This is a genomic window from Flectobacillus major DSM 103 (assembly GCF_000427405.1).
GTDB lineage: Bacteria > Bacteroidota > Bacteroidia > Cytophagales > Spirosomataceae > Flectobacillus > Flectobacillus major.
Map to the genome: position 1 here is coordinate 4198348 of NZ_KE386491.1, position 15650 is coordinate 4213997.

16 protein-coding genes are annotated in these 15650 nt (G+C 37.7%); 7 read left to right on the forward strand and 9 right to left on the reverse strand.

Features of this window, described 5'->3' with window-relative positions; all coding sequences use genetic code 11:
• The first annotated feature begins 178 nt into the window (after window positions 1–178).
• The 3 genes from FLEMA_RS72615 (at window position 179) to rpsA (ending at window position 3324) form a co-directional block, all read left to right on the forward strand.
• A complete protein-coding gene (locus tag FLEMA_RS72615) occupies window positions 179–655 on the forward strand; it encodes a cytidine deaminase (protein WP_044173033.1) in 477 nt (158 codons plus the stop codon).
• Window positions 656–693: 38 nt separating this feature from the next.
• On the forward strand, window positions 694–1377 hold the full coding sequence (locus tag FLEMA_RS72620) for a TVP38/TMEM64 family protein (RefSeq protein ID WP_144080143.1): 684 nt from the start codon (window positions 694–696) through the stop codon (window positions 1375–1377).
• A gap of 132 nt (window positions 1378–1509) precedes the next feature.
• The gene (rpsA, locus tag FLEMA_RS72625; protein WP_044173035.1) at window positions 1510–3324 is read left to right on the forward strand and encodes a 30S ribosomal protein S1; all 1815 of its coding nucleotides are present in this window, start codon (window positions 1510–1512) and stop codon (window positions 3322–3324) included.
• A gap of 68 nt (window positions 3325–3392) precedes the next feature.
• Here the strand turns inward: rpsA and FLEMA_RS0144775 are convergent, their stop codons facing one another.
• The 3 genes from FLEMA_RS0144775 to FLEMA_RS0144795 form a co-directional block, all read right to left on the reverse strand.
• A complete protein-coding gene (locus FLEMA_RS0144775) occupies window positions 3393–3893 on the reverse strand; it encodes a DUF456 domain-containing protein (protein ID WP_044173037.1) in 501 nt (166 codons plus the stop codon).
• 325 nt (window positions 3894–4218) lie between these two features.
• On the reverse strand, window positions 4219–4905 hold the full coding sequence (locus FLEMA_RS0144785) for a response regulator transcription factor (RefSeq protein ID WP_026996893.1): 687 nt from the start codon (window positions 4903–4905) through the stop codon (window positions 4219–4221).
• 54 nt (window positions 4906–4959) lie between these two features.
• The gene (locus tag FLEMA_RS0144795) at window positions 4960–6720 is read right to left on the reverse strand and encodes a sensor histidine kinase (RefSeq protein ID WP_026997943.1); all 1761 of its coding nucleotides are present in this window, start codon (window positions 6718–6720) and stop codon (window positions 4960–4962) included.
• 387 nt (window positions 6721–7107) lie between these two features.
• Here FLEMA_RS0144795 and FLEMA_RS72630 point away from each other — a divergent pair, with 387 nt between their 5' ends.
• Window positions 7108–7947, forward strand: a complete 840-nt coding sequence (locus FLEMA_RS72630; protein WP_044173039.1) for a T9SS type A sorting domain-containing protein — start codon at window positions 7108–7110, stop codon at window positions 7945–7947.
• Between the two features lie 57 nt (window positions 7948–8004).
• Complete coding sequence (locus FLEMA_RS72635) at window positions 8005–8946, forward strand: alpha/beta fold hydrolase (RefSeq protein ID WP_159102719.1); 942 nt, start codon at window positions 8005–8007, stop codon at window positions 8944–8946.
• Here FLEMA_RS72635 and FLEMA_RS0144860 read toward each other — a convergent pair.
• From FLEMA_RS0144860 to FLEMA_RS0144885, 5 genes are all read right to left on the reverse strand, one after another.
• Window positions 8940–9434 carry a rhodanese-like domain-containing protein gene (locus FLEMA_RS0144860; RefSeq protein WP_026996897.1) on the reverse strand — a complete coding sequence of 165 codons (495 nt, stop codon included), beginning with the start codon at window positions 9432–9434 and terminating at the stop codon, window positions 8940–8942. The genes FLEMA_RS72635 and FLEMA_RS0144860 overlap by 7 nt on opposite strands.
• Window positions 9435–9685: 251 nt before the next feature.
• A complete protein-coding gene (locus tag FLEMA_RS0144870; protein ID WP_026996898.1) occupies window positions 9686–10081 on the reverse strand; it encodes a DUF983 domain-containing protein in 396 nt (131 codons plus the stop codon).
• A 121-nt stretch (window positions 10082–10202) separates the two neighbouring features.
• A complete protein-coding gene (locus FLEMA_RS72640; protein WP_310587232.1) occupies window positions 10203–10424 on the reverse strand; it encodes a thioredoxin family protein in 222 nt (73 codons plus the stop codon).
• 148 nt (window positions 10425–10572) lie between these two features.
• On the reverse strand, window positions 10573–11169 hold the full coding sequence (locus FLEMA_RS0144880) for a methyltransferase domain-containing protein (protein ID WP_026996899.1): 597 nt from the start codon (window positions 11167–11169) through the stop codon (window positions 10573–10575).
• A gap of 89 nt (window positions 11170–11258) precedes the next feature.
• Window positions 11259–11567: an ArsR/SmtB family transcription factor gene (locus FLEMA_RS0144885; RefSeq protein ID WP_026996900.1), complete on the reverse strand. Its 309-nt coding sequence runs from the start codon at window positions 11565–11567 to the stop codon at window positions 11259–11261.
• A 154-nt stretch (window positions 11568–11721) separates the two neighbouring features.
• On the opposite strand from FLEMA_RS0144885, the gene FLEMA_RS72645 reads away from it, so the two are divergent.
• Complete coding sequence (locus FLEMA_RS72645; RefSeq protein WP_044173043.1) at window positions 11722–13098, forward strand: L-serine ammonia-lyase; 1377 nt, start codon at window positions 11722–11724, stop codon at window positions 13096–13098.
• Window positions 13099–13133: 35 nt separating this feature from the next.
• Here FLEMA_RS72645 and FLEMA_RS0144925 read toward each other — a convergent pair whose 3' ends face one another.
• Entirely contained in the window at window positions 13134–14297 is a 1164-nt protein-coding gene (locus FLEMA_RS0144925; RefSeq protein WP_026996902.1) for a PAS domain-containing sensor histidine kinase, read from the reverse strand.
• A gap of 538 nt (window positions 14298–14835) precedes the next feature.
• Here FLEMA_RS0144925 and FLEMA_RS76275 point away from each other — a divergent pair.
• Entirely contained in the window at window positions 14836–15645 is an 810-nt protein-coding gene (locus tag FLEMA_RS76275; RefSeq protein WP_052354209.1) for a sensor histidine kinase, read from the forward strand.
• Window positions 15646–15650: the final 5 nt, after the last annotated feature.

A 15650-nucleotide genomic window follows, 5' to 3' on the forward strand; every position in this document is an offset into this window, starting at 1 on the left:
CTGGACATATTTGGGTCTGGAGCTTTTTGATTTTGGGGCTTTCAGATAGCTAAACATATCTTCTATTGCTTTGTTAATGTGATACTTACATACTATCGTGATAAATTTTCATGGATGAAGAACTTTTCTGGAAAACAGTGCGTTATATCTTTCCCTATTTCTAAAACATACTAAAACTATGCAAAGAGTAAACGTCACCATTTCGCTTGAATCGTACGATTCAGAAACAGAATTAAGCACCAAAGAACAGTTGCTTTTGATAGAGGCCAGAAAGGCTACTTATAAATCGTATGCCCCTTATTCACAGTTTCATGTGGGGGCAGCCGTACTCTTAGACGACGACACCATTATTACTGCCAATAACCAAGAAAATGCAGCATTTCCTTCGGGTTCTTGTGCCGAACAATCGGCTATATTTTGGGTAGGTGCTAACCACCCCGACAAGCAAATCAAAGCCATTGCTGTGATAGCTCGCCCGGGAAAAGGAGACGATTTTAGAGGAGTTCCACCGTGTGGGGCTTGCCGTCAAGCAATGCTCGAATACGAGGTTCGCCAAAAGCACCCTATTCGCTTATTGATGTTAGGAGCTAATAATCAGGTATTAGTAACCGACTCAATAGGCGATTTGTTGCCCTTGAAATTTGAAGAGTTTTAATAATCAAGAGCCTCAGGTTCGTGACCAATCGCAATATCATGCTGGAGTTTTTAAAAAAAAATACTTTTTCAATCGTCTACGCCTTTTTTTTGGGGCTAATGCCCTTGCTAGTAAGTTCATCTATCACTTACTGGGTGGTTTTTCATGAAGCCCAAATACAGGCTTTTTCTTGGCAAAACTGGGCAGTTATATACCTAATGGCTTGTTTTACAATGTCATTTGCTATGACACCGACAACCTTTGTTGCCTTGCTTAGTGGTTATTTTCTAGGCTGGAGTGCCATTATTCCTGTTTGTCTGAGCTATTGGGTAGCTTCTATTATTGGATTTAAAGTGGCCGAAAAAATTGACGGAGGGCGATTTTTACAAATATTGACTGAAAAGCCAGAAGTAAAAAAAGTAATGAATAATCTTCAAAAGCAAGAATTTAAGATAATACTCTTAGCAAGGTTATCGCCAGTATTGCCTTTTGCCGTTAGTAACCTTATCTTTTCGTTTTCAAGAGCCGACCTTCGCAATTTTATGACAGCAGGTTTTATCGGAATGCTTCCTCGAACACTGCTTTCTCTTTGGCTTGGTACACAAGCCAAAGAAGTCAAAATGCTCTTAGAGCACCCAAGCGAAGGCAGTTTTACACAATTATTGATTATAGGTTTGATTGTAGTATCGGTTTATGGGTTGTTTATCTTGGTAAAAAGAGCCATTGATAGTTCAAAGCAGTAAAAAATATTCTTGTCTCATTTTCAGAATATTAGGATTTTTTTGTACCTTTGCACCCCCAATAAACTGGGAAATTTCACTAAAATTCAATGTGTTTGCCCGCCACATTGATGTAAAGAGGGCTTTTAAGCAAACATGGCTAATCAATTAGCAGATTTCGACTGGGACTTAGTCGGCACAAAAGGTATCGGTGGTGGTTATTCTGCCGAAGAAAGAGCAAGATTAGAAGCTCTTATTGAAGGTACATTAAACCTCGTTACTGAAAAAGAAGTAGTAAAAGGTACAGTTGTAGGTATTACAGACCGTGAAGTGATTTTGAACATCGGTTTCAAATCAGACGGTATGGTTCCAACTTCAGAATTCAGAGATATGCCTGAGTTGAAAGTTGGAGACGTAGTAGATGTTTACGTTGAGAATCAAGAAGACAAAGCAGGTCAATTGATCCTTTCTCGTAAATTAGCGAAAGTAATGACAGCTTGGAAAAACATCGAAGATGCTCTTGAGCAAGATACCGTTATCGATGGTTTTGTTAAGCGCCGTACTAAAGGTGGTCTTATTGTTGATATTTTTGGAGTTGAGGCGTTCTTGCCAGGTTCTCAAATCGACGTTAAGCCAATCCGCGATTTCGATATCTTTGTAGGTAAGAAAATGGAAGTGAAGGTTGTGAAAATCAACCACGCTAACGATAACGTAGTTGTATCTCACAAGGTACTTATCGAAAAAGACCTTGAAGAACAACGTCAATTAATCTTGAATAACCTAGAAAAAGGACAAGTCCTTGAAGGTGTTATCAAGAACATGACTAACTTCGGTGTGTTCATCGACTTGGGTGGTGTTGACGGTTTACTTCACATCACAGATATTTCTTGGGGCCGTATCAATCACCCACAAGAGTTGCTTAAATTGGATCAGAAAATCCAAGTGGTTGTTTTGGACTTCGACGAGAACAAAAAACGTATCTCTTTGGGTATGAAACAATTGCAAGCACACCCTTGGGATGCTTTGGCAGCAACCGTAGAAATCGGTTCTAAAGTAAAAGGTAAAGTAGTTAACGTAGCTGACTACGGTGCTTTCTTGGAAGTATTGCCAGGTGTTGAAGGTTTGATTCACGTATCTGAAATGTCTTGGTCACAACACTTGCGTAACCCTCAAGATTTCTTGAAAGTGGGTGACGAAATCGAAGCTGTTGTATTGACTCTTGACCGTTCTGAGCGTAAAATGTCATTGGGTATCAAACAATTGACTGAAGACCCTTGGACTAAACAAGATTTGTTGAGCAAATATGCTGTAGGTACTAAGCACACTGGTACTGTACGTAACTTGACTAACTTCGGCTTGTTCCTTGAATTAGAAGAAGGTATTGATGGTTTAGTACACGTTTCAGACTTGTCTTGGACTAAGAAAATCAAACACCCATCTGAATTCATCAAAGTTGGTGAAAAATTAGATGTTGTTGTTTTGGAATTAGATGCTGACAATCGTCGTTTGGCTTTAGGTCACAAACAATTGGAAGAAAACCCTTGGGATACTTTCGAATCAATCTTCACTGTAGGTTCTATTCATAAATCAACTATCGTTGGTAAAAATGATAAAGGGGCTACTTTGGAATTGCCTTACGGTATCGAAGGAACTACTCAATTGAAACAATTGGTGAAAGAAGATGGCTCTGTAGGTGAAGTTGGTGAACAACTTGATTTCAAAGTTATTGAATTCAACAAAGACGACCGTAAGATTACTCTTTCTCACACAAGAGTATACAACGATGCTAAAGAAGAGGCTGTTCAAGAAGAGAAAAAGAAAACTGCTAAAGACGTAGAAAAAGTTGTTAGTACTGTTGAGAAATCAACTCTTGGCGACTTAGATGCTTTATCAGCTTTGAAAGCTCAAATGGAAGACTCGGCTCGTGAAGAAGCGAAGAAAAAATTAGAGAAAAAAGGTAAAGCTGAATAAGCCTAGCTTTGGAATCTAATCCATATAAAAAATCCTGCTGACTTTGGTCGGCAGGATTTTTTTATGGATTAGCCCAGTACTATTACAAGGTATTCGCCTAATGCTACACCGCCTAAAATAAGCATAGCCAAACAAAGTAGTACTTTCCCAACAATCCCTGTGGCTAGGCCAATAAATGAGCCTATAGCAGCTTTAACAGCTCTGTCAAAGCTTGTGCCACCTATCAACTCGCCTATCAATGCACCTACAAATGCTCCAATAAACATACCAATGGCTGGAATAAAAAACAAGCCTACCAATAAACCAATAGTAGAACCCCAAGCACCGAATTTTGTGCCACCAAACTTCTTTGTTCCCCAAATAGGAGCATAATAGTCTAAGATACTCATGGCTATGGTAAGTATCGTAAAAACAATAAGGGTGCGTTTATCAAAATTAGCATATTTGGAATAGTGTAAACAAAAAAGCCCAGCCAAGCTAAGTGGTGGCCCCGGAATAGGCAATACTGCCCCTGCAAGTCCTGTAAGCAATAAGACTATCGAAAGAATCGCTAAAATAATATCGGTCATAAAGGAATGTATTTGGTACAATAAAATAGTAAATAGAGTATGCTATTATTGCTTAATTTACTCATAAATATGCGTTGTTACCAAATTAAGTTATCGAAGGTGCAAAAAGGCAATGAAGGGATTGAAGGGGAAGTATTGGCATAATCCAAAATTTTACAGAGTATCACAGAGGGTTTGTTCTGGTATTTTCCTTTGTGATACTCTGTATTCTATAACTAATGAACCTTTCCAGAAAAGTAGATATATGATTGCTATAGCAAATATGAGTAGCTAAGTGTTAAATATAAAAACTGAATCATCAAAATATAAACTTATTCAAAACCCTTTAGCCCATCAATTTAAAGCCTTCTCCATGAAGGTTAATGATTTGAATACTAGGCTCTTCTTTGAAGAATTTTCGTAGCTTGGTAATATAAACATCCATACTTCGGGCATTGAAATAGGTGTCGTCGCCCCAAACCATTTTTAAGGCAAAGCTTCTGCTCACAGGTTTTCCCATATTTTCGCATAGCAATTTCAGTAATTCACTTTCTTTCGAGGTGAGCTTTTGAGGACCTGTTTCATGCGTAAGCAATTGTTTTTCGGCATCAAACTGGTATCCACCAATACTAAATACTGTGGTTTTAATATCGTGAGTATTAGTGATTTTTTGGCTTCTTCTCAAAATCGCTTGGATTCGGGCAAGAAGCTCTTCCATCGAAAAAGGTTTGGTCATATAATCATCTGCTCCCACCTTAAAGCCCTGTAGCGTATCTTCTTTCATAGCCTTGGCCGTAAGAAATATAATAGGCGTATCTTTATCCGACATTCTGACCTCTTTTGCCAATGTAAAACCATCTTTTTTAGGCATCATTACATCAAAAATACAAAGGTCGTAATCCATCAATACAAACTTAGAAAGGGCATCGTCGCCATCCTTAGCTAGTATGGTTTCATAACCTTTAATGGTTAGGTATTCTTGTAAAAGTTGCCCTAAATTTGGGTCATCTTCGGCTAATAAAATCTTGGTCATATTCTGTGCGTAAATCTTGAATTTGTGTAGGAATAAAAATCAGGAGAGCCTTTATTAATGGGTGGAGCGAGCTGCTGAACTTGGCAAAATAATCTCAAACTGGCTTCCTTCGCCTAGTTTACTTTGTACTTTTATTTTGCCATGATGCTCATCCACCATTTTTTTTACATAACTCAATCCCAATCCAAAGCCCTTCACATCATGTAAATTACCTGTCGGTACACGGTAAAACTTCTCAAAAATATTCTTGATAGATTCTTTTCCCATGCCTATACCTTTGTCACTCACCTTTATAGAAATACCCCCTTCTACCTCGGCGGTAGCAATCGAAATAATGGGTTTTTCTAAGGAATACTTATTGGCGTTATCTAATAGATTAAAAATAATATTGGTTAAATGTACTTCGTCTGCTTCGATTTCGCTATTATGTGCCTGCAAATCTAGCGTTATTTCGCCATCTCGTAGTTCAATCTGTGGGCTAATATTCTCCAAAACGTGTTCTATTACCTGATGTACATTTACCAAGCCCAACTTGAGTTTTAGTTCGCCTCGTTCCATTTGGGCAGTTTGAAGCACCTTTTCTACCTGCGAGCCAAGCCGTTTGTTTTCATCCTTAATAATATTCAAATAGCGATTAAACATGGTTTTGCTAGCTGCCACATCTTTGTCTTGAAGCATTTGAGTTGCCAAAGATATAGTAGAAATAGGTGTTTTAAACTCATGGGTCATATTATTGATAAAATCGTTTTTGATGTCGGCCAAATGCTTTTGTTTGACAATCGTATTGACAGCAATATAAAAGCAACCCAATACTACCAATATCAAAAGTAACGAACTGGTGTACATTACCCACATATTACGCATAATGTAGCGGTCTTGGTTGGGAAAATACACCCTCAAATAGCTTTCTGAATTGGAGAAATCATTCGGGAAAAGATTGACCAAATAGGTATCTTTATCGCTTTTCAAGCCATTAGCTTTGTATTTTAGCGAAGACGCATAGTGCAGCAAACTTGGCTGTTCTTTGGTACTAATACCATACTCAAAGGGAATATTGATACCCTTATTTTTGATTTCGTATCTGAGCAATGAATCTAAAACAAAGTAATTGATACGTTCGTAGATATTTCTTTTCTTGAACAAAAAGTCATTAAATACCTCTTTGGCCATTTGCCCTTGGTCGTTTACATCGTGCTTTTCTTGAGCGATTGAGGTATCGTCGTTGGTGTGATGTTCTTTTTGTTTTTTCTTTTGATCGGCCAATTTTTTGGCTTTTATGGCCGAATCCTGTTTGTACTGAGCCTGTTCTCGTTGACGAAGGGCTTCTGCAAAAATGGCATCCAATTGTTTATTTTCATTGAGTCTTTTCTGAATCTCTTCCAAATCCATATTTACCGAAAACTCCTCATATTCTCTGATTTCGCCATTGGGTAATATTTCGGTACTTTTCGATACCAAAATATCGGAAGGAAGCGTAATTGTAGCCACCCCTTCTAGGCTAAGTGGTACATTGCTAGTAGGCGTAGGTGTTTTGCTAGCAAGGCCTTTGGCACTTTCTTTGGCATTGACAGGCTTGGCAATGGCAGCCAATTGTTTTTGTTTTTCTTGGGCATCCATTTTTTGCTTGGCCAAAAAGAAAAACTCTTCTTGTCCCAAACGTCGTACCACACGTTGCATGGCATCACGGACATCGCTACCAAACTGCTCGTTTTTGGCACGCAAAGTAAATCCCAGCCAGTAAAACTGAAATATGATAAGCCCCAACGAGCCAAATGCCATCAAGGCTATTATATATTGTATTTTTCTTTTGGTCATTTGCTAAACTGTCCTCACGCTATTAAATGGCGTATTGGCTGAACATTTTCAAAATTATTGCAAAATTATGGGCATAAATTTATGACTTGGTGCATCATTTTGTAGGAAAATGGTATCCTTATACAAAAGTTCATGAGCATACCCAATAAGAGGTTGGTAGATAAGACCTCTGCAAAATTAATCTAATTCCTATATGAGTAATGGCTTTTAACATCTTTTAACACTCTTTAAGGCTTTGATATTGAATAGGTTCATTAAGTTTGTTTTATTTGATAAAATAACGAATGCCCGAAACTTGTTATTGATATTAGAACCGTAGAAAACACAACTGTAACCATATTTTTGAAGTTAATAAATTATTTTTCATTCTATTAAATCACAAAGACTATGAACAATAATTGGAAACAATTAGGCACTGCATTGTTGATGATGCTTAGTATTTCGACTATCGCACAGAAAAAAAGTATTTCTCAAAGTATTGAGGATAAAGAAGGCAAGTTGAAAATTCATGTGGAGTCGTCGGATGGCGATAAAAAAGAGGTTTTTGATCGTACTTACGAAACAGCAGGATTGAGCCGTGCCGAGAAAGACCAGTTGGTTAGTAGAATTACGGATTCGTTATTGGCTAATTCGCATAATGGTGAAAGAGCCAAGTTAAGAATTAAAGTAGATACAGATAGAGACACTAATGTCTTTATCGAACGTCAAGATAGAGACTCTTCTGATATTTGGGCTAAAAGAGCACCCAGAACAAACCAGCAAAAACGCAGAGTAGAGATATATCGAGATGGCAAGCGTATTGATAAAGGTGATGAGGATACGGCATTCAGCTTTGATTTTAGGTCTTTAGGAAAAGATTTTGACAAAAGTTTCAAAGACTTCGACCGTAATCTTCGACCCCAAATTGAGCATTTTAACAATGGTACACGTTCGTTTGCATTTATTGATGGTTCAAGCAACGAGGTGTCTACTATTAAAGGGCTTCGGGTATATCCCAATAAGCCATTCGATAATAGATTGAACCTCAAGTTTGTAGCTCCAGATAAAGGAGATGTGAGTATTACTATTACCGATGTAAAAGGGAAAGAGGTAGGTTCTCAGAAAATCAAAGATTTTGAAGGAGAATTTATGGGACAAGTAGAGCTCAAAAAGAATACGAAAGGCACACTTTTTGTAACAGTAACTCAAAAAGAAGATGGCACTGTAAAAAGAGTCGTTGTTGAATAGTCAGAATATTACTCAAAGAATGGCATGTTCGGCAACGGGCATGCCATTTTGGTGCTTATGAATAGAAAAAGAATAGGATGGATGCTTACTATTTGTTGTTTGTGGGGGCATTCTTTTTATGCACAACGGTTAAAATGGCATTATAATAATCTGAGCGATACGCTGTCTAATTATTATGCCGTAATGCAGCCTCAGAGTACGCCCAAAGCTTGGATGCTACTCCTTGCGGGTTTTGGCGAAACCCCACAGTCGGTACTCAAAGAAACAGATATTCCACGAGTAGCAGCCCAAAATGGTATACTGGTGATTATTCCAGCGTTGTCGGCAGGTTGGCAAACTTTTTATATTGACGAAAAGTCACAATATGATATAGATAGCTTAGTAAAACAAGCCATTCAGCAATATGATTTATCGAAGATACCTTTTCTAGTTGGGGGATTTTCATTGGGCGGTTCAGGTGCTATAAAATGGGCAGAAAGGGCCTTGAAGGGGCAGTGTACTCCTTTGCCCAAAGCTGTTTTTGGGATTGACCCACCTCTTGATTTTGAACGTTTTTATGAATCAATAGAACATACCATTTGGTTAAGTCAATCGGCTATCGCCAACGAAGAAGCCAAATATTTAGCTGAGCGAATCAGAACAGTTTTTGACGGTACACCACAGCAAAATCCTCAAAGGTATCAGGAGTTATCTTGTTTTTCGTATAAAAACAGGGATTTGGCTCGTATTGGTATTTTTAAAAATATTCCTATTCAATTATTATCCGAGCCAGCTATTGAATGGCAAATGAAAGAACGCAACCGTGATTTGTACGACCTCAATAGTATAGATTGTGTAGCTATGATTAATACCTTAAAGATTATTGGTAATACCAAAGCCGAGCTGGTGTTGTCGGTAGATAAAGGATGGCGGCGGCAGCAAAAGGTGAAAAACCCGCATTCGTGGTCTATTGCCGAGCCACACAAAATAGTACGTTGGTTATTGACCCAAATTCAGTAAACTTTTTCGCCTTTTTCTAGCCATACACCCCAAATTGGCGAATAAGCATGTACTTTCTGGGTAACTTTGCCTGTGGCATCATACACAGGATTGCCCTGATTGACCCATTCAAAAATACTACCATATAGATTTTGCACATGGGTATAACCCTCTGCTATAAGTTTTTCGCCGATTTGTTCGCTTCTTGCTCCAATAGAGCAATACACTACAATCGGGGTATTTTTGGCAATAGATTTTACTTTTTTCAAGCTAAAATCGTCGTACCCAATCCGTACTGCATTTTGTAAATGACTTACTTGATATTCGTTGGCTGGTCGGCAGTCGAGCAATAGGGCATTGGGTTGCTTTTTGAGTTCTTCGCAAGTAATAAAAGGAACAGACCCTTTCAAAATAGTATTCAAAGTAGCTTTAAATGCTTTGCTTTGAGCTTGGCCAAAAAAACTAAGACTACAAAAAAGAAGGCTTATCAATATTTTTTTTGAATCCATTGTGGTTTTGAAATGGTTAAGATATTAAAATACAGTAGTTTATAGAAAAGATGGCATTGCTACAAATGCTGATTATTGGACATTTCTCTAGCTCTATTACATAACGAGTTTCTATTGAGACAAAAGTGGTGAGTGCTTGATAATCCATCATTTAATATTAAAATATACAATTATTTTCAGCAACCTCACTATTGTCCAATAATCAGACTTAATAATGGAACGATATATTGGTATTTCGCTTGGTTAGTTTTTTATTTCTGAGAAGAAGCTTTTTTTTCTTTTTTGTATTCAACCCCTGAAAAGAAGTGGATAAATAGTACCCTAGCAATTCTAAAATTAAACGGTACAAACAATACCGAAATCAGTACAATTGGTATGATATATCCTAGCGGCTCGGGGTCGCCAAAGTAGTTGTATATAATGAAACCGCCCACCAACATAATGCCTACCGTAAAAGCATAACTAATATACATAGCTCCATAAAAGAAACCGGGTTCACGTTCGTAACGTAAACCACATTCGGGACAATGAACGTGCATTCTGTCAAACTTAAAAAGATTCCACCAAGGGTGTGTAAATAAGTTTCCTTTGCGGCATTGTGGACATTTGGCTTTGACCATCGCTTCAATCTTATTTGGCTCTTTCATTTTTTAATTCTATAATTATGGTGGAAAAAATAGATTTGACAATAGCTACTATGAGAACTGATTAATAACCTGTTCTAATTGGTGTAAAGGTACAACGCCCGATTGCCGCCAAACAGGTTGACTATTTTTGTACAAAATCAGCAACACCACTAATACGAAGCTCCTGAGCCAATGCTTGAGCCTTATCAACATCAATTTTGATGATTTTGACATTATCGCCTATTCTTTTTTTGAGGTCTGTCAAAATAGGAGACATTGTTTTGCAAGGGCCACACCAAGTAGCATAAAAATCTACTAACACAGGTGTTTCTGAATCGATAATATTTTCAAATGAACTTGCCATTGTTATGATATTTTTGAGTGTGCTATTGTTATGAATTAAAAATGGATAATTTATGTTGGGTTTGCTAGTCTTATTGCATATTTGACAAATAAGCAGAAGCATAAAGTCAAGATATTACGGCTAAACATACTTACCTTGCCAAAGAGTATTATGAAAGTATGTGTTTTTTTTCAAAGTGAATAAATAACTCATTACCTTGCCGTGGCCTAACAGAATTATAGCATTGTTCCATTGTACGAATAATAAAATACGGAGCAAATAATTGTTGATACGCTACAATATTGCCGCCAAATGGTGGGCCTACTTTCTCAAATTCGTTAGCAAATAATAGTCCAACCAGTTTGCCATTAGGAGCCAACAAATCATTCATTTTCTGTACGTATTGTTCTCTGAGTGATGGGTCAATAGCACAAAAGAAGGTCTGTTCCAAAATTAAATCATATTCTGCTTGATGGCCAAAAAAGTCCTCACAAAGAATACGAATATGCGGAAAATTAATCAACTTTTTCTGCAAGTTTTCGACCGCCAAAGGGGCAATATCCAATACCGTAACATGATTAAATCCTAATGTTGCCAATAATACCGCTTCGTGTCCATTGCCACAGCCAGGAAGTAATATCCTTGTATTTTTATCCTTAATTTGCCCAATATAGCTAGCAATCGGAGGCGATGCCGTTCCCAAATCCCAGCCTATTTGCCCTTGGGCGTAGCGTTCGTTCCAGTAGTTACTATTTAAGTCGTCCATAAATCAGTATATGAATATATGATGTCCTATTCATTTATGATATTCAAAAAAATGCTATGTCAAAATCCATAGCATATATTCGTTTATTGCTAAAAGTTACAATTACAGTGTTCTATACAATCAATGAGCTTGGTTACATCTCGTTCTTTTAAGGAGTAAAAAACATTGAGTCCGTCTTTCTCCGAACGCAAGATTCCTTTCAGTTTCATATTGATGAGGTGATGCGACAACAACGATTGTTCGCACTGGAGTATCTCACAAATTTCGTTTACTGAGAGCCTTTCTTGTAGAGATAATAAATCAACGATTGCTAATCGGGTAGGATGTGCCACAGTCTTTAAGATAAAGGCTGCTTTTTCCAATTTTTCTTTATTGATTTTGTAGGCTACCGTTGTCATAATAATATATGTTAAATATTTATACAAATATATGAATACCCATTCATATAACAAAATCCCATTACAACTATTCACAGCGGTTTGATTCTAAAGCACCAAGTGTATTTTTCATGAATATTCTATAACTTCGCAAACATTCTTCTTCAACAAAGCTATGATAAAAAATTGCATTACAACCTCCATTTTTGACCTTTTCAAAATTGGACCAGGGCCATCAAGCTCGCATACTATTGGCCCAATGAAAGCTTCATTAGATTTTTTGGCCGAAATGAACGCTTTGAAGCCTGAGTTACTTACCGAACCTTTGGCTATTCGTATTCATTTGTATGGCTCGCTGAGTGCTACTGGTAAAGGGCATGGTACCGACCGTGCTGTAATAGCGGGGCTTTTGGGTTGGACACCCGAAACCTGCGACCCTGTACAGTTTTCGTTGATTCTTAAAGAGATAACTAACGAATACACCGTGAAAGTTCAGGGGCACACCATAAAGGTTGATACCAATAGTATTATTTTTGAAAAAGGTAAATACGATTCGCCTTATGCCAATACGATGGTGTTGAAGTTGCTAATACAAGACAAAGTACTTTTACAACACGAATATTATTCGGTAGGAGGAGGGTTTATTTACCGAAAAGGACAAAAAATAAGTACTACTTCAGATAAAACGCCTAAATATGCCTACAGTAGCATGAAAGAGTTGAAGGCTCATTTACAGCAAGAACAAATAACTTTGGGTGAGCTAATGCTAGCCAACGAGGTAGCATTGACAGGCTGTGGCAAGAAAGAAATAGAACGAAAAATAGACACTATTTTAGACTTTATGCACAAAGCCGTAAGGCGTGGCCTAAAAGATAAAAGAATACTACCCGGTACTATCAAATTACACAGAAAAGCACCTTTGTTATATCAAAAAGCGAAGAAACTGGCCTTAACAAGCGATAGCTTTCTTATCTTCCTGAATGCCTATTGTTTGGCGGCATCTGAAGAAAATGCAGCTGGGCATATCGTTGTTACAGCCCCAACGTCGGGAGCATCGGGGGTTATTCCGGGTATTACATATTTGTTAAAAACGCATTTTCATTATTCGGCTGCCCAAATGCGTGAAGGAATGCTAGCTGCTGCAGCGGTAGGGTTTTTGGTAAAGCATAATGCCAGTATTTCGGGTGCCGAAATGGGGTGTATGGGCGAAATAGGTTCGGCTTCGGCAATGGCCGCCGCTATGCTAGCGTATTGTACTACCCAAAATATAAATGTCATGGAATCGGCTGCCGAAATAGCCATTGAGCATCATCTTGGTATGACCTGCGACCCTATCGGCGGGTATGTCCAGATTCCGTGTATCGAACGAAATGCAATGGGGGCTGTTAAGGCATATAATGCCTTTTTGTTGGCTACTGCTGGCGATAGCTCTTTACAAAAAATATCGTTAGACAGCGTGATAAAAGTAATGAAGGCAACAGGAAAAGATATGTCAAAAAAATATAAGGAAACCTCCGAAGCAGGTTTGGCACTCAGTGCTACCGAATGCTAAATGGTGCTTATATCGGTCTGGTAACGGTATAGCTTTTATAAGGGCAGATGCACGATAAAAGCCGTACCAATACCCACTTTGCTTTCACAAGAAATAGTGCCTCCTAGCTGTTCGGTAAGTTCTTTTACTATCGATAAGCCCAATCCTGTCGATGATTCGTTAGATGTAGGTTTGGCACTTAGCTTCTGGAATCTTCTAAATAATAAGGTTTTTTCTTCTTCCAAAATACCCTGCCCTTGGTCGGTTACTTGTAAGGTAAGCTGCTCTGAATTTTGGCTTAGGCTTACCCAAATAGAAGTATTATTGTACGAAAATTTTATAGCATTGGATACCAGATTTTCAATAATTTCGGTTAAATAATCGGGGTCGGTATTAGCGATTAGGCTGTCAGAATCACTTTCAAAATGTATTTTTATTTGCTTACGGGTGGCTATTTCCTCAAATCTACTTAGCGAAGTGGTAAGTAACTCTACAATATTATGTTGTTCAAAGTCAGGGTTTACGGTATCTCTTTCAATACGATTAATACTTAGCATATTTTTAATCAAAGAGGCCATGCGGTCGGTGGTATTCACCAGTTCGTCAATCCAGCGGCGTTGGCTATCGCTAAGGTTTTGAGCCGTTTTTCTAAACTTTCCAGCAATCAGCTTAATATTGGTTAGCGGATTTTGTAAATCATGCGAGGCAATACCAATAAAACGGTTTTTTTCCTGATTGATATGAAAAAGTTGTTCGTTGAGGCGATTAAGTTCTTGATTTTGAGCTAATAATACTTTTTCCAGATTTTTTCTTTCCGAAATATCAATAATCATGGAATGCGTTGTGATAAAATTACCCTCTTCGTCGTATATAGCATTGGCGTTGAGCAAAATAGGAATAACTCTGCCATCTTTGGTAAGCAACTCAAACTCTAAATTGCGAGCAGTACCCTCTTTTTTAAATTTTTCATAAATCTTGGCTGATTCGTCTTTTAGTTCAGTAGGCATTAGGTCGATAAACCGTACTTTGCCCACCAACTCTTCGCGAGTATAACCTAATAGCCTAAGCTCGGTATCGTTGACCTTGAGGTAGTAGCCATCGACATCCAATGAATGATAACCATTGGGTGCATTGTTATAGAAGTCTTCAATAAAAGCAATGTAGTCAGAGGACTGTTCGCCGGAGAGCTTGGCTCCGAAAAACCCAATTAACTCTTTCAAAATAATATTATGGGATTGAATTGGATTAATATTCAGCCAAATTTAACACAAAAAAGCAGTCCCGAACATCAGAACTGCTTTCTTTTTTAACCTCTAAACCTACAAGTATGAAGTAAATCTACCACTTGATGTCACAAAGTTCTTTAATTTTATATGGAAAAAAGGTGACGATATTCAATAGAAAGTTATGATAGTGGTCAGGCAATAAATTCAAGTATAATCTCAAATTTGTAAAAATGTAATAGTATTGTAGGCAAAACAAGCCTATTTTTGATGGAAATGCGATATTACCAGTAAAATAGGCGTAATTTAAAACCGCACAACTATCAACCCTATTACTCAATACTCTAAGCCCCTCGTCAATATATTTCTTTTCCAACAATAATAAGCTGAACAATACCTAATAGGGTAGCTCGGCCATAAGTGATTCATCAGCAAGAGTGATAATTTGATACAGATTTGGCAGTTATAAGGTATTTATGACAGCTAACAAGTACATAATAAATAGATAATTATTAAGCGAATATTTTTTAAACTCATGCTCAATCAATCGCTCAACGAAGCAATACTAAGTGCCATACTCACACATTTAGGGGTGTTTGTGAGTGTGTATAATTATGAAACTGCCGAGGTTGTGCTTATCAACAAAAGTGGTTTGGATACCTTTAAAGTAAAAGATGAAAAAGATTTTAGCGAAAAGTATGGGGTAGAAGTCAGAAAAACGCCTAATACGCCCGCTCAAGATTTGATTGTTAGGAAGGCTCTTGAAGAAACGGGTGTGTGGTCGGAAGAGGTAGAGTGCCGTGTACATGACGGGACGTTCTTTTGGGGGCTTATCAATATCAATACTTTTTCGTACAATAACCAAACTTATTTGATAACACGAATACTCAATTTAGAAAAGCTTTTACAGTTTGAAAAAGAAAATGGTGTTACTGGTCGTAACTATTTCAAAAACCAAATCGACCAAGTAATATCTTATCGGACATCGGTATTGCTCGATACGCTGTCAAAGCTAGAACAATCAAAATATGAATTATCGGAGGCACTTCACCGAGAACACCGACTCAACGAACTGAAGTCGCAGTTTATCACCTTTGCCTCCCACGAGTTTCGTACACCTTTGGGTATTATATCGTCGTCGGCTAATTTACTCAGCAAGTATAATAAAATAGGTAATGTGGCTAAGCAAGAAGAGCATATCCAAACTATATTGGAAAATGTAAAAACCTTAACCCAGCTACTGGAAGAATCGCTAAGTATAGGGGCTTTGGGCGATGATGTAATAGAAAGACCCTTGAATTTTTACCTTTCTAAGGTTATGCAAGAAATGAAAAATACACTTTGATAAAC